Consider the following 21,831-nt stretch of genomic DNA (forward strand, 5'->3'; position numbering starts at 1 on the left):
TTCTTTCCCGAATCTGTGAATTCCCTGAGAAACGGGCCTCTTCCCCCTCCTGTCCACACCCCCACTTCCCCGCCCGCGCGTGCGCGATCCTCCCGGCTTACGCGATCCTCCCGGCGTGCACGTCCGTCCCGGCGTACGCGATCCTCCCGGCGTCTCACGCCACGCCGAACAGCGCCCTCGCGTTCTCGTGACAGACCGCCCGCAGCCAGTCGTCGCCCAGCTCCAGCCGTTCCAGCGCATGCAGTTGATGCGCGTACGGATACGGGATGTTGGGGAAGTCCGTACCCAGCAGGATCCGGTCCCCGAACGCGGCGAGCCGCCCCCGTTCGGCCACCGGGAACGGGCTCAGGTCCCGTACGAAGTCCGTGAACACCATCGTCGTGTCCAGCCGCACCTCCGGGTACGTCTCGGCCAGCGCCAGGAACTCCGCGTACTCCGGCATCCCCATGTGCGCCACGACCAGCCGCAGCCGCGGGTGCCGGGCGAGCAGCCCGGCGATCGGCGCGGGCCCGGTGTGCCGGCCGGGCGCCGGTCCGGAGCCGCAGTGCGTCACCACCGGGATGCCCGCATCGGCGAGCAGCCCCCACACCGGGTCCAGCAAGGGGTCGCCGGGGTCGTACGCGCCGACCTGGACATGCGCCTTGAAGACCCTGGCCCCCGCCTCCACCGCCTCGCGCACGTACCGTTCCACGCCCTCCTCCGGAAAGAAGGTCGCGGTGTGCAGACAGTCCGGCACCCGGCTCGCGAAACCGGCCGCCCACTCGTTCAGCCAGGCGGCCATCCCGGCCTTGTGCGGGTAGAGCATCGAGGTGAACCGCCGCACTCCGAACGAGCGCAGCAGCGCGAGTCGTTCGTCCTCCTCGTGGCGGTAGGCGATCGGCCACTCCATGCCGGTCAGCGGACCGGCCGAGTCGAAGTACGCCCAGACCTTGCGCAGCACCCGCTCCGGCATGAAGTGCGTGTGCACATCAATGATCCCGGGCAGCCCCAGTCGTTCCCAGAACCGAACGACATCGTCGGCTTCACCGTTCACAGCGCTCCCCTTCCCTCCGTGCACGGACCACTCGGCCGCGCGGGAACCCGTGGGACCCATGCGGCCCGTGTGGACTCGTACGACCCATGTGGACTCGTATGTGGCCCTGTGCGGACCCACGCGGCTTCCGTCCGGGCAGGCCCGACCCACGTCGGTCCTGCCTGGACCTGCCGGACCTGCTGGCACTGCCGGACCTGCTGGCACTGCCGGACCTGCCTGGCACTGCCGGACCTGCCTGGAGCCGACGATCTCAGAACAGCCCGTCCTGCACTCCACCGCCCCCGATGCCGGCCACCGGCACGCCCACCCCCGCCCGCGCGTCGGCGTCCGTCAGCTCCCACCCGGTCATCAACCGGGTGTCCAGCACCACGACCCCGTCCGCCACCGTCTCCAGGTGCAGGTCCGGACCGGCCGCCGCCACCAGCCGCCCCGCGACCGCGCCCCCGTCCACCAGCTCGGTGACCGCGCACGTCACTTCGACCACGCCGCCCAGCCCGAACAGCCCGGCGTGGTCGACCGCCTCGAACGGCAGCCGCTCCAGCGTCTCCGGCCACCCCGCCCCCTCCAGCGCCACGGCCCGCCCGTACAGCTCCGCCACCTCGGACCGCCGCTCCCCCTCCCCCGGCAGCATCGCGCGCACGGCGCGTTTCGCGGCGTACGGGATCCGGTCCGGCACTCCGAGCGCCGACCGCAGCAGTTCCTCGGTCCGTCGCGCCGCCATCAACGGCCCGCGTCCCAGCCAGCTGAACACCACGGCCCCCTGCTCCCGCAGCCGCGCCGCCCCGCGCTCCTCGGCCGTGATCCCGGCCTTCACCATCCCCGGCCCGAACCAGGCGAGGTACACGCGGTACGTCCGGGGGTCGTCGGCGATCGTGTCGGCGGCCACCGAGTGCGCCCGGTCCAGCCGCGCGCACTCCGGGCACCGTGCCCCCGTGCTCCGCCCCGGCACCACGGCCCCCACCGGGCACGCGTGCCCGCGCGCCCCGGTGCATCGCCGCGGCCCCACGGCCCGGAACCCGAGTTCCGTCCCGTACGCGAGCGCGCTCGCCCGCACCGTCGCGGCCCGCCGCCAGCCGAGCGAGGGCCCGCCGTCGCCCGTCGGCCATCGCAGCCCCGTGCACTGCCAGCCCATGGGTGAACTCCGGACGTTCGCGGACGATGAGAGATCCCGCGATGCTACCGGGCGACGGACGACGAGAGCCGGGTGAAGAAAGCCAGGGAAGGGCCGGGGAAGCCGGGAAAGGCCGGGATCACCATCATGGGGACATGGCCAACCCGCACCTGACCACCAGCAGTATCTGGCGGCTCCACCGCGGCGACCGGGAGATTGCCCGCCTGACCGTGACCGGTACCGACATGCCCTGGATCCACGCCGAAGTCGAGACACTTCCTGACTTCGAAGAGTTCCGTCCCCTCTTCGCCGAGCAGGAGCGGGCTGTCGACGAGGAGGACTGGGAGCAGGCCGACGCCTGCTACGCCCGGATCCGTCGTGCGCTCACCATGACGTTCCCCGACGGCAGCCCGGTCGCCGAGTTCATGCTGCACATCCACGACGACGGCACCGCCGGCTGGCGCTGGCACGACAAGCCCTTCGACGCAGTGGACCAGTGACGCGCCGACTTCGCTGTTTCCGGGATGAGGAAGCCGTCCGGTTCTCCTTTTCTCCTTCGAGCCGGACACCGATGGGTACGTGATCCGGCCAGTCGAACTGCGGGAGCCCTACTCCGTCCTGTCCGTCCCGGCGGCCCTGTCCGTCCCGTCCATCTCTTCCATCCCTGTGGCCCCGCCGAGCTCGCTGGGCGCCGCACCCCTGGCAGTCCTGGCAGACCCGGCGGTTCTGGCAGACCCGGCGGACAGGGGCCTGCGGGCCTCGGCGAGCACAGCAGCCCCGGCTTCAGCCGTCCGCGCCCGGACGCGCTGCCGCCGCAGCAACACGACCGCGAGAGCCGCGGTGGCGAGGCCCACCGACGCCGCGACCGCGGCGACCTCGCCGAGCGTCCGTGTGTACGCGGCCCGGCCCGGGTCCGCGAGCCCGACGAACAGCCCCCCGCACACCGCGACCCCCACCGCCAGGCCCACCTGCCGGGCGGTGTTGGCCACGGCGGACGCCACTCCCGCCCGGGACGGGTCGACGTCCCGCATGGCGGCCGACGCCAGCACCGGGGAGACCATGCCCGCGCCCACCCCGGTCAGCACCAGCGACGGCACCAGTGCCGCCGGCCCGTACACGAGACCGAGCAGCAGGAAACTCAGGCAGCCGACGGCGCAGAGCACGGTACCGACGCCGAGCGGCAACCACAGCGGAGCACGCTGGAGCGCGGCTCCGCACAGCGCCGAGACGGCGAAGAAGACGACGGGCTGCACGGACAGCAGCAGGGCCGTCCGTACCGCGTCGAGCCCGGCGGCGTCCTGGAACCAGGACGACAGCACGGTCAGCGGTCCGAACGCGGCGAAGTAGTAGCCGAACGCCACCGCGACCACGGCGAGGAACCGGGGGTGGCGGAACAGCGCCAGGTCGACCAGCGGGTCGGGGGTGCGGCGTTCGCACACCACGAAGGCGACACCGCACGCGCAGGCGACCAGCGCCGCCACCGACGGTCCCGGGCCCGCCCCGTGCTCGCCGAACAGCAGCGCGGCGACCACCAGGGCCGCGAGCCCGACCCCGAGCAGTACGGCGCCCGCGATGTCCACGCGGCGGGCGTCGCGTTCCGGGTCGCGGGCGAGGAAGCGCACGGCCAGGCCCACGCCGAGCGCGCCCGGCACGACGGCCAGGAGAAAGATCGACCGCCACCCCAGCGCCTCGGCCAGCAGCCCGCCCGACACATTGCCGACGGCCGCCGCCAGCCCGGCCACCGCGCCCCAGACCGCGAAGGCCCGTTGCTGCTCCCGCCCGCTGTAGGAGGCCCGGATGAGCGGGAGCGTGGTCGCGAACATCGCCGCCCCGCCCACGCCCTGCGCACCGCGGAAGACGATCAGAGCGACGACGTCCGGAGCGAGTCCGCAGGCCAGCGAGGAAAGGGTGAAGAGGACGAACCCGCCGACGAAGACCCGGCGCCGCCCCATGACGTCCCCGACCGCGCCGGCCACGACGAGGAGCGCGGCGAGCGCCAGGGTGTACACGTCGACGACCCATTGCAGGGCGGCGAAGTCGGTGTGCAGCCCCTCGGCGACGGCGGGGATGGCCACCGTCACGATCGTGGTGTAGGCGAGCAGCAGGAAGGTGGCGAGACAGGAGATGACGAGAGGCATCTGGTGACGCGGCTTCATGTGTGCTCCTTGCGCGGAATGTCCATGCACGGCGCGTCCTCGGGCAGGAACTCGTCGGACAGGAACCCCTCGGTCGGGGGCTCCTCGATCGAGGACTCCTCGGTCGGGGGCTTCTCGGTCGGGGGCTTCTCGATCAGAGGCCCCTCGATCGGAGGCCCCTCAAGGTCGGGACGGCGTTCGAGGATCGACTCCTTGGAGGGCAGCTGATCGGAGATCTTCGGCAGCTTCTCGATCCGGCCCGCGTAGGCCGAGTAGGAGTTGTCGAGATAGCCGACGCCCACGATCCGGTCCTCCAGACCGAACTCGATCATCAGCTCGGCGAGCGCCTGCCCGATGACCACCCCCCGCCCCGGGCGTTTCTCGACGGTCTGGGTGAGTTTCCCGCCCGCGTCGTCGACGACGTCGAGGGTGACGGTGTAGTGCCCGGATGGCGCCGCCGCGCCGGTGCGCCCGGCGGCGGGTTCCGCCGGTGCCGCACAACCGCTGAGCAACAGGGCCGCACCGACGGCGAGCGCGGTGCGGGCGCGTATCGGGGAGACGTTCACGATGTCCTTTCGAGCCGGGCGTGGCGTCGGCCACGGCCCATGCTGAAACGGACGAAAGCGAAATCCGTACGGAGCGCGGTCCCCCGAAATGTGGAGCGAACACCTGCGACGCCCCTTACACCCACGGCGCCCGCGGCGGGCCCGGGTCGCCCGCGGGCGCGCTACGCCGCGTCCGCTCCCCGGGCACCCGTTCGGCCCCGCCCCACGCGGTACTGCCGCGGGGTCCGCCCGAACCGCTTCTTGAAGGCGTAGCAGAAGTTGCTGGGGCTGGAGTAGCCGACCCGGAGCGCGATCGCGGCCACGCTCAGATCGGTCTCCACGAGCAGCAGCGAGGCCCGGCGCAGGCACTCGTTGCGGTGATGGCTGAAGATCGTGTCGCCGTAGAGCTGCTTGAACCCGTGGCTGAGCCGCTTGGGGTTCATCCGCAGGGCACGGGCGAGGGATTCACCGGTGTGCCGCTCGTGCAGGTTCTCCATCAACAGCGCCGGCACCGTCCGGATGCGCTCGATCTCGTACTCCGCGAGCGGCAGTTGGGCCGGTCCGCGCGGAACGTCGTCACGGGAGACGATCCGGGCGAGGATCTCCATGACCTTCGCCTCGAAGTAGAGCGCCCGGAAACGGACGGGCAGGGTGCACAGGAACAGGTCCCCGAAGGCGGCGGCCAGTTCGGGCGGGGCCTGACGGCCGAGGTAGTGCGCGTCCCGCTCGGCGACCGGCATCCCCTCGACGCTCTCCTGCCAGGCCCCGGCCCCGACGCTCCCGAAGAACGCGGTGGTCGCCGATCGCTCGGCCGTGACCGACACCCCCCGGTAGCGCTGCCCGGCCGGCCGCGTCAGCCGCCCGGCCGAGGCCCGGGAGCGCGAGATGGACAGCTGCCCCGCCCCGAAGACCGACGCCCCCGTACCCGCCTCCTCGATCAGCATCAGACCGTCGACGCAGTACTCCAGCTCGAAGTACTCACCGCCGAGGTCGAAGTCGAGGACAAGTTCGTCGTGGAACATCACGTCGTACAGGGTGAGCGTGACGCCTTCGAGCAACTCGTACACCGTGATGCGCCCCTCCCCCGCCTCGGGCCGCACCTCGTGCACCACCGCCCCGCCCCCGAGCTCCCGCCGCACCGCGATGGCCGCGTAGAACTCGCGGTACTGCCGCTCCAGATCCGCGAACCCCCGCGCGGAAGTAACCGAAAACCGGCCCGCCATGTCTCACCCCGGGTTCACGAGGAAACGATCACTCCTACCCGAGTAAGGGTACCCTTACCAACCAAGGTGGCGCCCACGCAAGAGGCCCCGGATTTCTCCGGGGCCTCTCACCTATGTGCACTCGGCAGGATTCGAACCTGCAACCTTCTGATCCGTAGGATCGGGCAGGCTGTTGGAAGAGGCCTCCGCATTCCTCCCGGCTGATCGCTGATTGTCGTGATCAACAGTCTCTGTGTGCCTTCGTTGCCGTCAGGGTTGCCGTCAGCGCACCGACTGCCGGCCTCTAGCGGCGATGTGGCTGACGCAAGGCTCAATCCTGACCTGCTCACACGAAGAGTCCACCGCCCCTCCCCGCGACAGCCTGATCGATGCAAGGAATGCCGGGCTGGCAGAAGTGGCCGGGGGTCCGCAAGTGCGCAGGACTCCGGCCCACCCGGACGTGGGGCACCTTCTCCACTCGCGCACAGGGCCCCTCTGCCTCTCCTCCTCAACTTGGGAGCAGTACTGGAGTCAGGCCACGCCCGCCAGGTAAACTGCGCTCAGTTTTTCCACTTACTGAGCAGCGGGGACCAGTGGCAAAAGAAGCGTATCTGCGACGCGCAGCCCGCCGCCTCTTTTTTGTCGAAGTACGCAGAGAACTTCCAGACATCATCAACTTCAGCGACATAAGAAAACAGTGGGACCTTTACCAAGGTCGAATGATTCAATACGTTTCGAATCCGAATGTCGCACCCGCCAGAGTGGAAATTGTCGAACACCCGAAGGATCCCATATCGGTACGCCCTTTGGCTCGCTTCGACATCAAAGACCGTTTGGCTTATGAAACGCTCTCCCTTGAGGTGTCCCACACGGTAGACAAACTCATTCCAGCTAATGTGTACAGCTACCGACTTAAAAGAAACCAGATTCACTCGGTGGGTGACTGGCTAGCCATGAGGAAACGCGCTCGCGAATTGCTCACATCTGACGCAACCCTCATGATGGCCCGAACCGACATTTCCGCCTTCTATGAGAATATAGACATAGGAATCCTGAAAGCGGATCTCCTTCAAGCGGGAGTCGAAAATTCGCTCGTCGAACAAGTTAACTCTTTCCTTGAGGGGTTCCAGCATCAATCGGAGGCCTGGGGGTTGCCGCAAGGCTCAAGCGCTTCTGGCGTTTTAGCCAATATTTACCTGCTTCCGTTTGATGAGTACGTGCGCCAATCAGGCATACGACATGTTCGCTATTCTGATGACACTTATCTCTTTGGTAGCAATTGGGAGAGCTTAAGGTCATCCTTGGCTGGAGCGAACCAGGCCCTGCGCGCTCGGCGGCTCACTCCAGCCGCAAGGAAAACCGAGATCCTTAGCCGAGCTAAGGCAATGGACTACCTAGATGACGCCGAACGCGACTTGATCGCATACCTCCATTCGCTAGGCAACCCTCAAGCGAAACAATTGTTGAACAAGCTGTTTCGCAACGCAACTTCCAAAAAGCCTCCGGAAGAAAGGGATGTGAAGTTCTCCCTGACACGCTTTAGATACAGACAGGATGCGACCGCCGTTGAGTGGGCTCTAAATAACGTCAAGGAGCTGCACCACATATCGGATCAAATACTTCGCTACGTCGAATCTTTGCCGGGCTACCGCACACGGCTAGTCAACACCCTAGAAGCTGTGATGTCAGACTATGCTTTGCTCCACTATCCTTTCCTAGAGCGCAACATATTGCACTGCGCCCTACGGCAAGACATCAATTCCAAGGTTCTAAAAGATAGCGCTTGGGCCATTCTGCGCGACAGGAACCGGCCCAACTATCCACGCGAATTCGCTGCACGCTACATAGGGCGCAATTCGGAGGTGGTCGATGGGCCCATGTTGAAAATGCAGTATGAGTCCGAGCATAGTGAAGCGATTCAGCGAGCCCTACTCATCGCCATGCACGAGTGTAGGTACGTGCCCGACGCCCTTCTGCGGGACATCGAGAAGAGAGACTCAGAACTAAGCTGGACAGCACGATATCTACGCAATGTATCCGAAATGCCTTTGCCCGCTTGAGATAATTGGAGTCGCATTGCTGAGAGCCGCGCTTTACCTAACCATCTCTGTCACCCTCCTCGCGTTGGGTTTCAGCTTTCAAAATACGACCCTTGGGGATCTTTCAGTCGGGGCTTTCTTGGCTCTGACAGTACCTACTGCATTGGCAATCAACGCCAGTCGGGTGCACCTTCGGCTCTACTGGTACTCCTTGCGCTACAGGCATCGCACCATTCGAATATCAGCCGCCTACCTGTTCCGCATCAAGTTGGACGACAAGTATCTCCTTGTTAAAGGAACGCGCTTTCCGCATTATCAACCAGCGGGAGGTGTATTCAAGTTCTCGCCCCAAGGGCAAGCCTTCCTGATGTCAATCGATGCCCAGGATGATGAGCTGGTAGCCATTGACGACAGGAGCAGGTCTGATCTTCGAATCCGCATTCCCGCCAGGAACCTGCTGAAATTCTATTCCTGGTTCGACGGCCGCCAAGGACGCGAGGACTCACCCTGGCGAGAATTTCATGAGGAGCTCATCGTGACTTCTGTGCTTCCGGGTGACACTTTCCCTTATATTTTCCACGACTATCACGGAAGGATCGTGGATCCTATCCGATTTAGCCCTCAAGCGGGTTCCCTCGAAATCCTAATGGCAGACATTTATGAGCTTCTTCCTACCAGTGAGCAGGAAGATGCCCTGAGGAGAACGTTCTCGTCGGATAGACAAGACTTCGGTTGGTTTAATCGTCACGCGATCGAACGCCGGGGCGTCATGCCCGGCGTTACCTCAAACACTCCGATCGCCGATCACGCGCAGAAAATCCTTTGACCTCGCTGCCGACGTCAAGCAGTCACGCAGGACCCGAAGAACAGCATGAGTCGGCAGAACGCTCGACCTATGCGGAAATACTCAACTGAAGTCTGCAGCCGGTGGCTCTCAACCCAGTAATTCCAGATCGAGTCGCGAGTACTGATAGTCGTTGTCAGTGACCTCTTTGTTCCATCAGTACTGAGTACCCGCCATCGCGATCCACGAGGTCAGCCGAGATAGGGCCGCTCACGGTCCCCTAGGAAATGATCGATTCGGAGCCGCTGCGTGTGGTGCATCGGCAGTTGATCGATCTCCTCCGGCCTGACGAACCGCAGTTCCGTGGACTCATCCGAGATCGCGAGCTGGCCCCCGACCACACGGGCAGTGAAACAGACGTTGAACTGTCTGCGCACCTCCCCATCCGAGTAGGCGATGATGTGGCGAGGGTCGGTGTACGTGCCCACGAGCCCGGTGATCTCTACGTCTAGACCGGTTTCTTCTTTCACCTCGCGGACGGCCGTTCCTGGTAGGGAATCGGTCATCTCCATGCCGCCGCCAGGTAGCGCCCAAAGATCATTATCCCGCCGGCGCTGGAGAAGCACACGCCCTTCGTCGTCGGTAACCACGGCGGACGCGGCGACCACCAAGCTGTTCGGCTCAGGTGCCGCCGGGTCGTCGTAATACTCGGTCCGTGCCATGATCACCCTTCGCTTACCGGCGTCGCGGTCTCCCAGACCGCATCGAAGCTGCTGGCGTAGGTGTCGAACATGCCGCCCTCTCCACTGCGCCGCAGATGCCACACGGGAGCGCCGTAGGCGTTCACGCCCCAGACATGGGCATTGACCATCGCCTGGTCATCCGCACGGTAGATCGAGTTGTAGAGCGTGGTGGCATGGGTCCGCACCTCGATGCCAGGTACCCCAGCAAGGGGGCGATAGTGCATGAGGGCGAGTCGGCAACGGGACTCGATCCCGTGGCCGAACCTCTCTTCCTTGCCGCGCTGTTGGACATTCGCGCTGTCCGGGTCGCCGATCGCGATACGGACCGCACACCCGTCGGAAGCTCGCTCTCGCAGCAAGTCGTTGAGCCGCGGGTACGCCTCGTGCAGGAAGACGGCCGCGTACACCAACACGTCGATGCGCTCGCGGGCTTGGGTCAGCATGTCTACAAAGGTGGACACGGGGACGTCCGCCCGCTGGTCGTAGAGAGCCACAAGTTCCGGACTGACAGCGCGGGCAGGGCGTGCCTGCCGGAGCGCGGGCCATAGAGCGTGCACGTCTTCTCCTAGTGTTTCCGCTGCCAGCATGGCCGTGGCACGGCGCGGCGTACGCCCCAGGTTGACCCATCTTTCAACGGACTTGGGATCGACTTCGACCTTGTCCGCAAGGGCGGCATACGTCCAGCCGGCGGCCGCCATGGCAGCACGTAATCTCTCGTTCGGCATCTCAATCTCTCCTAACACCCGGGGACGGCACTAGGGACGTTCTACCCGACGCGGGACGTCCCGAAGTGGGGTTTGTCGGAGGTTCCGACGTCCTGATGAGCGGCAGGATCCTCGTCCGCATGGCGAGCAACCAGCAGACCAGACCAGGCATCGGTGAATTGGCGAAGGACACCGCCAGGGGACGTATCGGCGTCGTCATGGGCGAGGTCGGCGGTCGTGTGCAGATACGGCCGATCCGCGGCGGCACGGAATGGGATGCCGTGCCGGACCACGTCGTGGCGCCGAGTGCGCGGGAGGAACTGAGCGCACGTCTGGCCATCCGGAACGCCAACACTCGGGACGGGCTGTGATGCGCGCCATCGGCCGGTATGCGGGAGTCCTGTTCATCGTCATGATCAGCGGGTCGTGCGGCCTGGTGATCGGCATGGCTCTCGCCGTCGGCCAGTAGACCGGCCGCCCCGAACGGGTGCCAGTTCCCCGGCTCCCCGTCCCCGTTCGGGGCCGGCCTTCCAAGCCCGCCTTCTGGTCGCCCTTGAGCCGTGGCTCATCGACCGATGCGGGAGGTAAGTGCCACGCACCGCCACACACAAGGAGTAGTCGCATGACGGCAACGGCGAACGATCAGAGGACCGGTCGCGCGGTGGCTGGTGAGGAGTTGTTCGAAAGCCTCGCCCACTTCGTGGTCGTCCACAACGGGCAGTCGCCCGAGCGTGCCCAGCGGATCGCGGACCAGGCCGTGGCCTTCTTGGTCACCGCTGCCACCGCCACCATTCCCATGGTCCCGTCGGACGACGCGGACCTCGGGCTGCACGCGCTCATCCTGCACACGAAGGAGTACGCGGCCCTGTGCGAGCGGTACGCGGGCCGCTTCCTGCACCACAACCCGGCGCCGGGCGGCGGGGCCCGTGACCCGGAGAAGGTCGCTGCCTCCGCGCGCGCCATGAAGGCGGCCGGGTTCATGGTCTTCGACGACCTGTGGACCGTGGACGGCACCAACCTCGCACAGTGCGACTCGGACTGCGGCCGACCGTACGGTCAGGCGTAGCACACGACAGCAGCGACGCGGCCGACCACGAGTCGTGGCCGGCCGCGTTCGCCGGAAGGAGAAGAGACGTTGTCCGGGTCATCCCCTGAACTGCCGATCGTGGTGCTCGACGCCCTCATGCCTACGGCTCAGCGCCTGGTGGTGGACCGCCGGGGCTCCACGGTCTGGGACGTGGAGAGTCATCGGGGTCACTACGCCGTGAAGCTCGGTCATCCGATCGAGGCCACGGCCGACTGGCCCGCCCAGCCCTGGACCGCGCTCGCCCCCGCACGCGAGGGGGCCGTACTGCATCGCCTCGGCTTGGACGACTTGGCGTACGGCGAGTGGGAGCGCGGAACGTGGAACCTCCAGCCGTGGCACGAGGGGCCGGACCTCTACCAACTGTGGGAACCCAGCCGCGCGAAGGACTCGCCCGTCGAACCGCACACCGGCGTCGCACTGGGCTGTGTCGAGGCGCTGGCCGAACTCCACGCCAAGGGCTGGGCACACGGTGATGTACAGCCCGCCCACTTCATCATCGGGCCGGAGCGGACGCACCTCATCGACCTCGCCCTTGCCCGGGGCGGGCACGTACCCGAGGGGTACGACTTCCCGTTCCGCGGCTGCCTCGTCCACTACGAGGCTCCGGAGATCGCGCGCAGCGTGCTCGCGACCGGAGAGGCCGAACCCACACAGGAAGCCGACATCTACGGGCTCGGCGCGTCTCTCCTCATCTCCGCCACTGGGTGGCGAGCCGTGGAGTATCCGGACGACGCTCCGCGCCCCGTCCAGAGAGAGGCAGTGGCGAACGGCAAGCGCCGGCCCGTGAAGGCTCCCGGTCCGCTGGGCGAGCTGATCGACGCGATGCTCAGCCATGCCCCGGAGGATCGGCCAACCATCTACGAGGTGGGCAAAGCCCTGAGCTGACTCCCAACAGCCAAAGACCGGACCACCCCTCAGCCTGGACAGCATTCCGGGTGGTCCGGTCGCGGAATTCCAGTCAGGAACCCGGTGCCGATGGTACCGGGGTAGTTGGCGTGCTCGAACACGGGTGCTACTGCAACCCCGGCTCTATGTTGCCCAGTTGGAGAGGGGTCCTGACCTGAGCCACCGAAAGTCAGCCACGACGGCGGGTGCGTCGAACGAGCACCCGTCACGTGTGCTTCCAGCAACCACCCGCCGGTCTCAGCCACGCTTCTTCCATTCGTCACGGCCTCGTCCTCGTCCCGGCCTGGGCGATGGAGAGGGAGCGGCCGGACGGCTGAGCTCTGTTTGCGCCTATGCGGTCTGTTCGGCTGCGGAGCGGGGCTGGTCGGGCGGTGGCGTCTCGCTTGGTCGGTGTCGGCCTGGCCCTGGTGATCGGAGTGGTCGCGTTGCTTCCTGGTCCGGCTGTCCGCCTCGGCGTTGCTGCGCGCTGAGCGGGTGGGGGCCGGCGCAGCGGTGGCGGAGACAAGGAGCGGCGGCGGCCCTTGGCCGCCAGCGCGCGCGGACCGCCGTAGGCGGGCCGCCTTGGCAAGTGCTGCAAGAAGTTGCCCTCCGACCGGACCGTGCGCTTCCTGCTGGTGATCCTCCGGGCCGCCCTCCAGCACGCCGTGCGTGAGGACGAGCTGCCCCGCAACGTGGCCCGGAACGTGGAGCTGAGCATGGGAACGAAGCGCGAGATCGAACCGCTCACGGCCAAGGAGGGGCGTCAGCTCCTGGCGGCGGCCCGCGACAACCGGCTGTGGGCTGCTTACGAACTGGCGGTCCGCATCGGCCTCCGGCGCGGTGAGCTGCTGGGCCTGCGCTGGTCGGACGTAGACCTTCACGAAGGAGTCCTCACCGTCCGGCAGGCCCTACAGCGGGTCGGCGGCGAACTGCTGATCGTCGCGCCGAAGACTCAGCGCTCGGCCCGCCGCGTGGCTCTGCCGGCCGAATGCGTCACCGCGCTCCGCGCCCAGCGCGCCCAGCAGATCGCCGACCGGAAGGCCGCCGGCGCGAACTGGAAGGGGACGGGGCACGGCCTCGTCTTCACCACGAAGAACGGCACCCCCATCGAGCCGCGCAACCTGAACCGCTCCTTCGAGGCGCTGAGCGTCCGTGCCGGCGTCCGTAAGGTCCGCTTCCATGACCTGCGCCACACCTGCGCCTCTCTCCTCCACGAACAGGGCGCCGACGCCCGCATGATCATGGAAGTCCTCGGTCACAGCTCGATCCGCGTGACCATGGACATCTACACCTTCGTACGCCTCGACTCGCAGCGCTCCGCCTTCGACCGCGTCGGGGACGCCCTGAGGGGTGACGGCAACGGGCCGGACGAAGACGACGGCACGGCCGGTGTCGCGATAGCCGTCTGATCGGCTCCCCGCCCGCCCTCCAGAGCGGTTGCCGTCAAACACTGCCGTCAAGGCAAAAGCCAGAGGCCCTGTGGATCACTCCACAGGGCCTCTGATCTGCTGTGCACTCGGCAGGATTCGAACCTGCAACCTTCTGATCCGTAGTCAGATGCTCTATCCGTTAAGCTACGAGTGCTTGTGCTTCCCGGTTTTTTTTCTTCCCGGTCGGCGTTGCGGGAACAACATTACATGACCTGCGCCGTAGCGCGAAATCCATTAGCCGCACCGCCTCTGACCTGCGGAAACGCCCTGTTCTGTGGCGTCCGGCGCACACACCGCCCCCGTGCGCGATCACGGCGGATCGTGGATTCACCCGCTCCCGGACGGCTCACCGAACCACTCGCCGGGCCGCACGAGAACGACCGATGCTGTACGAGAACGACCGAGGATGTCCGAGGGCGACCAAGAGCGACCGAAGGCGACTGAGGGCCGAGGGCGGCCGGGAACATCCGAGAACAGCCGGAACGGCCGAGGGGCGATCGAGGCGGCCGTCGAGAGCGTTCGGGGCCCGGAGACCGCCGAGATCCCGGAATACCACCGAAGCCCCGTGCCGGTGGCACGGGGCTTCGGTGAAAGCGGAGGCGGAGGGATTTGAACCCTCGATGGGGTTTAAGCCCCAAACCGCATTAGCAGTGCGGCGCCATAGACCGGACTAGGCGACGCCTCCAGCACACCCCGCGCGAGCGCGAGTGGTGTGTGCAGATGATGACACAGCCAAGCGTCGTGTCACCAATCGCTGCCTACGGTACTAGGCAGTCGGGTGCGAGAGCAAAGCGCCTCGGGTGCGCAACGTCGTGGCGCGAGGAGCGTTAGTCGGGAGGGAGGCACCGGCCTCCTGTTCCCCGTTCTTCCGTTCGTCAGGCCGCCCTTCGGAAAATCGCGAGAAAGTGCGCGTCCCCGGAGGGCCCGAGCACAGGAGCCCGTCATGCTGCGCCGCCTCGCTCTCACCGCCGTCGTGTCCCTCGCCGTGCTGTCCGCCGCCGCGCCGGGTGCCGCGGCGGCGTCCGGCCCCCTTCCGCTTCCGTCGCCCCTGCCGCTGCCGCTGCCTCTGCCGCAGGGCGAGGACGACGCCCGCGCCCGGCTGACGGTAACGGTCTCGGAGGCGGGGGATCCCTCGGCCGAGGGAGTCTTCGAGCTGGAATGCGCTCCCGTGGGCGGCGACCACCCGGCGGCGGAACCGGCCTGCGACCGGCTGGCGGAACTGGCGGACGAGGGCACGGACCCGTTCGCACCGGTGCCCCGGGGCGCGATGTGCACCCAGCAGTTCGGCGGTCCGGCCACCGCCTGGATCACCGGGACCTGGCAGGGGCGGCACATCGACGCCGGGTTCAGCCGGGCCGACGGCTGCGAGATCTCGCGCTGGAACAACCTGCGGCCGGTGCTTCCCGGGGTCCGGTGAAACGACGCCCGGTGAACGGCGTCCGATCCGGTCCGCCACCCGGCCGGCGACGCCCGATCCGGCGGGCGGCCCGCCCGGCCGGCCGACGTCCGCGAAGCGGTGGCGATCGTCCAGGGTGGCGTCCGGTGCGGGGCGGCCGGACCGTTCCCTGCCGGGCGCCCCGCACCGTGTCGACGGGTCGGCGCGGCACACCGTGTCCACCGAACCTTGGTGAGAGCTCCTCCTCATCCGCCGCCCCGCGCTCCTCCCCTGCCCTTAGACTCCTTCCGTGACAGCACGCGGCCCGAGGGGCAAGATGGGGCCCGCTGTCGGCAAGGTGCGGTAACCAGGGAGGAAGCGTCTCGTGAGCAGCAGGCCGTCCCGAGGCACTGCTCGCCTCGCAGCCATACTCGATGCCCTCCCCGACGGGCTGCTGCTCGTCAACTGCAACGGCACGGTCGTCAACGCGAACACGATCGCCCTGGAGATGTTCGAGACCCCGGGCACCGCGCTCGTCGGGCGCGGACTCCTCGACCTGCTGCCGGAGTTCGACTCCCGCCTCATCCCCGGTTCGATGCGTCGGCCCGAGTCCGTCGCCGACGACCGCGGCCGTACGAAGCCGACGCGGATGACCGCGCGCCGGACGGACGGCGCCGAGTATCCCGTCGAGGTCACCAGCGCCGGGCTGGAGGACGGGAACGCCGCGTACAACGACCTGCAGGGCGGTTACGGCGGCGGCTACACCGGTGCCGAGCTGCTGATGATCGTCGTGCGGGACCTGTCCGGGACCGTCGACACCGAGGCCGAACTGGCCCGTTCGCAGCGGCAGACGGAGATGATCCTGCGGGCGGCGGCCGAGGGCGTCGTCGGCACGGACACGGACGGCCGGGTCGTCCTGGTCAACCCCGCCGCCGCGCAGATCCTGGGCTTCCGCGCCAGCGACCTGGGCGGCCGGGAGCTGCACACGCTGGTGCTGCACTCGCGGGCGGACGGGGAGCCGTTCCCGTACGACGAGTCGCCGCTCGCCGACACCCTCCGCTCCGGGCGCAAGCACCGGGTGCGCGGGCAGGTCCTGTGGTCCAAGAGCGGGGCGCGGGTCCCGGTCGACCTGACCACCGCACCGGTCCGGGACGGGGATCAGCTGGTCGGCGCGGTCATGACGTTCACCGACCGCAGGCCCTTCGACGAGCTCACCGAACGGCACAAGGCCGAGGTCGCCGAGCTGACCTCGCACCACACCACCGAGGTCACCGGGCTCACCGAGAACCACACCGCCGAGGTCGCCGAACTGACGGAACGGCACGAAGCGGAACTGGCCGACCGGGCCGAGCGGTACACGACCGAACTGGAACAGCAGGCCGAACGCCTGGCGGCGCTGACCGCCCGGCACTCCCAGCTCACCGCCGTGCTCGGCGGGGCGCTGCGCGGACCGCTGGAGGAACTGCGCGGCGAGCTCTCCACGCTCGCCGCCGACCCGGCGGGCCAGCTGTGGCCGGAGGCCAACCAGATCCTCCATCACCTGGCCGCGGGCTACGCCCGTATGACCACGCTCGTCGACAACGTGCTCGGCTACCAGCGTCTGGACGCCGGTGAGGAGCAGTTGTCCAAGGCGAACGTGCTGCTCGACTCGGTCGTGACCGCCGGTATCGACGCGGCCGTCGAGCTGATCGGCCCCGGGCGCGCCCAGTTCGCGGTGCACGCGCCGCCGATCGAGGCGGAGGTGGACGCGGCCCGGCTGGTGACCGCGCTCGCCCACCTGGTCGCGGACGTCGCCGGGGTCGACTCGACGGGCAAGGCCCGCCTGGTGCAGGGCAGCGGCTACGTCGACTCGACGGTCGTCGTCGCCGCGGCACAGCGCGGTGAGGTCGTACGGATCGAGGTGCGCGGCCCGTACGCCGGAGGCGACCCGGTGCACGAGCCGATCGTGCGCGGGATCGTGGAGGCGCACGGCGGCGTGCTGCAGACGCACGAGGTGCCGGGGATGAGCGGCAGCGCGTACGTGCTCGAAGTGCCGCTGGGCACCGGCTCGGGATCGGTGGTGCAGCGGTCGCCCGAGGCGGAGCCCGCGGCCGGGCCGCCGCCCGCGCCGACGGCGGGGACGGAGCCGGAGTCCGGAACGGACCCGGTACCGGGGGCCGCAGAGGCGGGCCCGGGGACGGGAACCGGTCAGGGAGTGCCTGGCAGCGGGCGGCGTCGGGCGCGCCGGGCGTCCACGGACGCGTTCCTGGAGAGCCCTGTGGGCGGTTCGGGGCCGGACGCCGACACGGGCGCCGGTTCCGTTGCCGCTCCCGGTTCCGCCGACGCGCCGGGGGAAACCGCGGCGCCCGCACCGACCGGGCGGCGCCGGGCGCGCCGTGAGCCGGCGGCCGAGGGCGCGCAGGAGGCGCACGACGGTCAGGGTGGTCACGCCGGTCCGCACGACATGATTCCCGCCCAGCAGGCCGAGGGGTCCGGGCGCAGGCGCGGGCGGCCGAGCCCGGCAGAGTCCGGCCAGTACCCGCTGCCCGCGCAGACGCCCCCCATGCCGCCGCTGCCTCCGCTGCCCCCTCTCCCCCAGCAGGTCCCGGGGGACCGGGGCCCCGAGCAGGGGCCGGAGCAGGGGATCCGGGAGCCCGTCGGCGGTCCGCAGGGGCCGGGACAGGCGTTGGCACTGCCCGCGGCGTCGGCTCCGGCCGAGGGCGCGGAGGCGGCGGGCCGGGGCGCGCATGGCAGTGGCGACCGTCCGCAGCTCGGCCGGACCGTGCCGCCCCAGGGTGTTCCGCCGGAGACCCCGGTGCCGGTGCCCCCCGCAGGTGCGCACCGGACTCGCCCGGGCGGCGAGAACCAGCTGGCCCTGGCCTCGTCGGCGTCCCCGTCCTCCTCCGAGGCCGCTACCGCTCAGGCCGTTGCCGTCCCCGCCCCCGCCGCCGGTGAGGCACCGGGCGCGGACTCACCGGCCGTCGGCGAAGGTGCCGTGCCCGTTCCGAAGCCGACCGGACGGCGGGCCCGGCGGGCCCTGGCCGCCGCGCAGGAGCGGGCCGCGCAGGCCGAGCCGACGGGCCCCCGTACCGCGTTCGCCCTCCCCCCGGCCGACGCGGACCGGAACGCGCCCCAGGCCGCCGGGGCGGACGCTTCGCTGCCCGGACGCCACGACGCCGCGCCCCTCGCACCGGACGACGACCACACACCGCCCCAGGCGCATCCCCTGCCCACCGGCCGCCGCCGGGCGCGCCACGCCGACATCCACCAGCAGCCCGGCCAGGAGGCCGCCCACGGCGTTCCGGACACCGGTGAGGTGCCCGTACGGCAGCCGGCTCAGCCCGGGGACCTGCCGGGGAGCGACGTCCCGGTTCGGAACCCGGCCGGGCCGGTGGCCCCCGGCGAGCCGTCCGCCGGTCAGCCCGGCCTCCGGCCCGGCGAAGCCCCGGACCTGCCCTCGGCCGGTCACACCACGCACGCCACCGGCTCCACGGCCGTGGCCGGCTCCCCCGATGCCACCGGAGCGGTGCCGGTCCGGCCGCACGACAACGCGCCCGGACCGGACGGGCGGAGGCAGCCGCTGCCCGATGAGGCGCAGACGGCCGACGGCGCGCCGGACACGTACGCCTCGGACACGTACGCCTCGGACACGTACGCCTCGGACACGCATGCATCGGACACTCAAGGGCGTGCCTTCAGCGTGCGGACGCTCGGTCAGGGGGTGCCGTTCGCCCAGCACATCGCCCACCAGTCGCATCCGGCGCCCGGTGGCGCCGGACGGCGCCGTAAGCTCGCCGCCCCTCCGGAGGAGGAGCGCACCCCGCCGCCGTCGGCGCCGCAGCCCGCGTCACCCCGGTCCGCGTCCGGCCGGCCCGGCGCCGCGCAGGGCCCGGTCGCCGCGCCGCCCCAGGGTCGGCCTTCCCCGGGGCAGCCGCCGCAGGGCCACGGCGCCCACGGGGGGCACGGTCAGCTGCTCGCGGCCCCCGAGGCCGAGGGGCGCGCGTACGCCATAGGGGCGCCCGACGAGGGCGCCGAAGGACCGGAGCCGCTGGACGGACCCGGTGGCGCGGTGGAGGTCTCCAACCGTCCGGCGCCGCCGCCGGTCGACGACGAGCTGCCCCCGGAGCCGCTGGACAACCCGCGCCGCCTGCTCGTCTGGCCCGCCCCCGACGTCGCCACCCAGCAGGCCCTGAGCGACCGCGGCTACCGGCCGGTGATCGTGCACTCGCGCGAGGAGGTCGACGCCCAGATCGCCGCGTTCCCGGCCGCGCTGTTCGTCGACCCGCTCACCGGGCCGATCACCCGCAAGGCGCTCCAGTCGCTGCGCCAGGCCGCGGTGGCGGCCGAGGTCCCGGTGCTGGTGACGGCGGGCCTGGGCCAGGCGTCGCGGGAAGCGGCGTACGGTGCCGACCCGGCCGTGCTCCTCAAGGCGCTCGCCCCGCGCGACAGCGAGCAGCATCCGCCGCGGGTGCTGTTGATCGAGGAGCACGAGGAGATCGCGCTGGCGTTGACGGAGACGCTGGAGCGGCGCGGCATGCAGGTGGGACGGGCCGCCACGGACAACGAGGCGGTGACGCTCGCCACCCGGATGCGACCCAACCTGGTGGTGATGGACCTGATGCAGGTGCGCCGCCGCCGGGCCGGGATCATCGACTGGCTGCGCGCCAACGGCCAGTTGAACCGCACCCCGTTGGTCGTCTACACCTCCGCCGACATGGCGGGTCCGGACCTGCCGAAGCTCAGCACGGGCGAGACCGTCCTCTTCCTGGCCGAGCGCTCCACGAGCGACGAGGTGCAGGCGCGGATCGTCGACCTGCTCGCCAAGATCGGTACCAACTGACCGACGTCCGGCGTCACTTCGTCACCGACCGACCGGCATCACCACGGTGACGGCCCGCAGCACGAACGGGCGGTACGGAAACTTCCGTACCGCCCCTTCCGCCTCACTCCCCGCCGACCGCCGACCGCCGACCACCGACCAGTCGGCCGCCGAACAGTCGGATCAGAGGTGGGTGATGTCCAGCTCGCCCTCCGCGTACCGCCTGCGGATCACCTTCTTGTCGAACTTCCCGACGCTGGTCTTCGGCACCGCCGGAATGACCGTCCAGCGCTCCGGCAGCTGCCACTTGGCGATGCCCGACTCGGTGAGGAAGGCCCGCAACGCCTCGTAGTCGGCGTCGGCGCCGTCCTTGAGCACGACCGTCGCGAGCGGGCGCTCACCCCACTTGTCGTCCGGGACCGCGACGACCGCCGCCTCGGCCACGTCCGGGTGCGCCATGAGGACGTTCTCCAGCGAGACGCTCGAAATCCACTCGCCGCCGGACTTGATGACGTCCTTGGCCCGGTCGGTGAGGGTGAGGAAGCCGTCCGGGCTGATCACGCCGACGTCGCCGGTCTTCAGCCAGCCGTCCTCGCTGAACTTGTCCTCGGGGCGCAGGTCCTCGCCGTCCGCGCCCCCGTAGTACGCACGGGCGATCCAGGGGCCGCGCACCTCCAGCTCGCCGGCCGACGTGTTGTCCCACGGCAGGTGCTCGCCGTCGGGGCCGACCAGGCGCGCCTCGACACCGGCCGGGAAGCGGCCCTGGGTGACGCGGTAGGGCCACTCCTGCTCCTCGGCCAGGCCGGCGGGCGGGTTGGCCATGGTGCCGAGCGGCGAGGTCTCCGTCATGCCCCAGGCGTGGCAGAGCCGGACGCCGATCTTGTCGTACGCCTCCATGAGGGACGGCGGACAGGCGGCACCGCCGATGGTGACGCTGGCCATGGAGGTGAGGTCGCGGGGGTTGGCGGTGACCTCGGCGAGCAGCCCCTGCCAGATCGTGGGGACGGCGGCGGCGTGCGTCGGCCGCTCGCGCTCGATCATGTCGGCGAGCGGAGCGGGCTGCAGGAACCGGTCCGGCATGAGCATGTTGATGCCGGACATGAACGTCGCGTGCGGCAGCCCCCAGGCCAGTACGTGGAACTGCGGGACCACGACCAGCGTGGTGTCCTTGTCGGTCAGCCCCATCGACTCGGCCATGTTGACCTGCATGGAGTGCAGGTAGATGGAGCGGTGGGAGTAGACGACGCCCTTGGGGTCACCGGTGGTGCCGGAGGTGTAGCACATGGCCGCGGCCTGGCGTTCGTCGATCTCGGGCCAGTCGTAGGTGGTCGGACGGCCGGCGATCAGCTCCTCGTACTCGTGAACCCGGGGCCGCGCGCCGTCGAGGACGGAACGGTCGCCCGGCCCGGAGACGATCACGTGCTCGACCGACGCCAGGCGCGGGAGCACCGGAGCGAGCAGCGGCAGCAGGGAGCCGTTGACGATGACGACCTTGTCGTCGGCGTGCTCGACGATCCAGACGAGCTGCTCGGCGGGGAGCCGGAGGTTGAGCGTGTGGAGGACCGCGCCCATCGAGGGGACCGCGAGATACGCCTCGACATGCTCCGCGTTGTTCCACATGAGGCTTGCTATGCGCTGGTCACCCTCGACACCGAGTTCGTCGCGCAGGGCGTTCGCGAGCTGTGCGGCCCGTCGGCCGATCTCGGCGAAACTGCGCCGCTGCGGCTCGGACTCCCCGGTCCAGGTCGTGATCTGGGACTTCCCATGAATGGTCATCCCGTGTTCGAGGATGCGGGTCACAGTCAGCGGTACGTCCTGCATGGTGCTCAGCACGGCGTCCTCCCGGTGGGCGCTACGCGGCAGTAGGGTTCCGCTGATTCTGCGCGCATACCGGCCGGTATGTCACTAGTCCCGAGGTCACGAGTTTTACGGCCGGAGCTTGGGGGTTCTACGACTGGAG

Annotated in this window: 17 protein-coding genes and 2 tRNA genes; 9 read left to right on the top strand and 10 right to left on the bottom strand. The window is 69.3% G+C overall.

Annotated elements, in window-relative coordinates:
• Positions 1 to 154: 154 nt before the first annotated feature.
• Positions 155 to 1,033, bottom strand: a complete 879-nt coding sequence (locus tag AB0E67_RS18850; protein ID WP_362027819.1) for an amidohydrolase family protein — start codon at positions 1,031 to 1,033, stop codon at positions 155 to 157.
• A 250-nt stretch (positions 1,034 to 1,283) separates the two neighbouring features.
• Complete coding sequence (locus AB0E67_RS18855) at positions 1,284 to 2,165, bottom strand: DUF2797 domain-containing protein (protein WP_362027821.1); 882 nt, start codon at positions 2,163 to 2,165, stop codon at positions 1,284 to 1,286.
• A 134-nt stretch (positions 2,166 to 2,299) separates the two neighbouring features.
• Here AB0E67_RS18855 and AB0E67_RS18860 point away from each other — a divergent pair, with 134 nt between their 5' ends.
• On the top strand, positions 2,300 to 2,644 hold the full coding sequence (locus AB0E67_RS18860) for a hypothetical protein (protein ID WP_362027824.1): 345 nt from the start codon (positions 2,300 to 2,302) through the stop codon (positions 2,642 to 2,644).
• Positions 2,645 to 2,752: 108 nt separating this feature from the next.
• On the opposite strand, the gene AB0E67_RS18865 is transcribed toward AB0E67_RS18860, so the two are convergent.
• From AB0E67_RS18865 to AB0E67_RS18875, 3 genes are all read right to left on the bottom strand, one after another.
• Positions 2,753 to 4,300: an MFS transporter gene (locus AB0E67_RS18865; protein ID WP_362027827.1), complete on the bottom strand. Its 1,548-nt coding sequence runs from the start codon at positions 4,298 to 4,300 to the stop codon at positions 2,753 to 2,755.
• Positions 4,297 to 4,845 (bottom strand): hypothetical protein, encoded by a 549-nt coding sequence (locus AB0E67_RS18870; RefSeq protein WP_362027830.1) that lies wholly within the window; start codon positions 4,843 to 4,845, stop codon positions 4,297 to 4,299. Before AB0E67_RS18870 ends, AB0E67_RS18865 begins: the two co-directional genes overlap by 4 nt.
• A 161-nt stretch (positions 4,846 to 5,006) precedes the next feature.
• Entirely contained in the window at positions 5,007 to 6,047 is a 1,041-nt protein-coding gene (locus AB0E67_RS18875) for an AraC family transcriptional regulator (RefSeq protein WP_362027833.1), read from the bottom strand.
• A 572-nt stretch (positions 6,048 to 6,619) separates the two neighbouring features.
• On the opposite strand from AB0E67_RS18875, the gene AB0E67_RS18880 reads away from it, so the two are divergent.
• Positions 6,620 to 8,086 carry an RNA-directed DNA polymerase gene (locus AB0E67_RS18880; RefSeq protein WP_362027836.1) on the top strand — a complete coding sequence of 489 codons (1,467 nt, stop codon included), beginning with the start codon at positions 6,620 to 6,622 and terminating at the stop codon, positions 8,084 to 8,086.
• 64 nt (positions 8,087 to 8,150) lie between these two features.
• Positions 8,151 to 8,891 (top strand): hypothetical protein, encoded by a 741-nt coding sequence (locus AB0E67_RS18885; RefSeq protein WP_362027839.1) that lies wholly within the window; start codon positions 8,151 to 8,153, stop codon positions 8,889 to 8,891.
• Between the two features lie 209 nt (positions 8,892 to 9,100).
• On the opposite strand, the gene AB0E67_RS18890 is transcribed toward AB0E67_RS18885, so the two are convergent.
• Entirely contained in the window at positions 9,101 to 9,571 is a 471-nt protein-coding gene (locus tag AB0E67_RS18890; RefSeq protein WP_362027841.1) for an NUDIX domain-containing protein, read from the bottom strand.
• A 2-nt stretch (positions 9,572 to 9,573) separates the two neighbouring features.
• Positions 9,574 to 10,317, bottom strand: coding sequence for an XRE family transcriptional regulator (locus AB0E67_RS18895; protein ID WP_362027842.1), 744 nt, complete (start codon positions 10,315 to 10,317; stop codon positions 9,574 to 9,576).
• A 95-nt stretch (positions 10,318 to 10,412) separates the two neighbouring features.
• On the opposite strand from AB0E67_RS18895, the gene AB0E67_RS18900 reads away from it, so the two are divergent.
• The 4 genes from AB0E67_RS18900 (at position 10,413) to AB0E67_RS18915 (ending at position 13,677) form a co-directional block, all read left to right on the top strand.
• A complete protein-coding gene (locus AB0E67_RS18900; RefSeq protein WP_362027845.1) occupies positions 10,413 to 10,667 on the top strand; it encodes a hypothetical protein in 255 nt (84 codons plus the stop codon).
• A gap of 251 nt (positions 10,668 to 10,918) precedes the next feature.
• On the top strand, positions 10,919 to 11,362 hold the full coding sequence (locus tag AB0E67_RS18905) for a hypothetical protein (protein WP_362027848.1): 444 nt from the start codon (positions 10,919 to 10,921) through the stop codon (positions 11,360 to 11,362).
• A 69-nt stretch (positions 11,363 to 11,431) separates the two neighbouring features.
• Positions 11,432 to 12,268, top strand: a complete 837-nt coding sequence (locus AB0E67_RS18910; RefSeq protein ID WP_362027850.1) for a protein kinase — start codon at positions 11,432 to 11,434, stop codon at positions 12,266 to 12,268.
• A 602-nt stretch (positions 12,269 to 12,870) separates the two neighbouring features.
• Positions 12,871 to 13,677 carry a site-specific integrase gene (locus AB0E67_RS18915; RefSeq protein ID WP_362027852.1) on the top strand — a complete coding sequence of 269 codons (807 nt, stop codon included), beginning with the start codon at positions 12,871 to 12,873 and terminating at the stop codon, positions 13,675 to 13,677.
• 102 nt (positions 13,678 to 13,779) lie between these two features.
• Here AB0E67_RS18915 and AB0E67_RS18920 read toward each other — a convergent pair.
• Together AB0E67_RS18920 and AB0E67_RS18925 are read right to left on the bottom strand one after the other, a co-directional pair.
• A tRNA-Arg gene (locus tag AB0E67_RS18920) sits at positions 13,780 to 13,852 on the bottom strand.
• 440 nt (positions 13,853 to 14,292) lie between these two features.
• Positions 14,293 to 14,383 (bottom strand) — tRNA-Ser (locus tag AB0E67_RS18925).
• Positions 14,384 to 14,641: 258 nt separating this feature from the next.
• On the opposite strand from AB0E67_RS18925, the gene AB0E67_RS18930 reads away from it, so the two are divergent.
• Together AB0E67_RS18930 and AB0E67_RS18935 are read left to right on the top strand one after the other, a co-directional pair.
• A complete protein-coding gene (locus AB0E67_RS18930) occupies positions 14,642 to 15,115 on the top strand; it encodes an SSI family serine proteinase inhibitor (RefSeq protein WP_362027855.1) in 474 nt (157 codons plus the stop codon).
• A 343-nt stretch (positions 15,116 to 15,458) separates the two neighbouring features.
• Positions 15,459 to 19,892, top strand: a complete 4,434-nt coding sequence (locus AB0E67_RS18935) for a PAS domain-containing protein (RefSeq protein WP_362027858.1) — start codon at positions 15,459 to 15,461, stop codon at positions 19,890 to 19,892.
• A gap of 162 nt (positions 19,893 to 20,054) precedes the next feature.
• On the opposite strand, the gene AB0E67_RS18940 is transcribed toward AB0E67_RS18935, so the two are convergent.
• Positions 20,055 to 21,704, bottom strand: a complete 1,650-nt coding sequence (locus AB0E67_RS18940) for a long-chain fatty acid--CoA ligase (protein ID WP_362027861.1) — start codon at positions 21,702 to 21,704, stop codon at positions 20,055 to 20,057.
• Between the last annotated feature and the right edge of the window lie 127 nt (positions 21,705 to 21,831).

Source organism: Streptomyces sp. NPDC032161 (assembly GCF_040636995.1).
Taxonomy (GTDB): Bacteria; Actinomycetota; Actinomycetes; order Streptomycetales; family Streptomycetaceae; genus Streptomyces.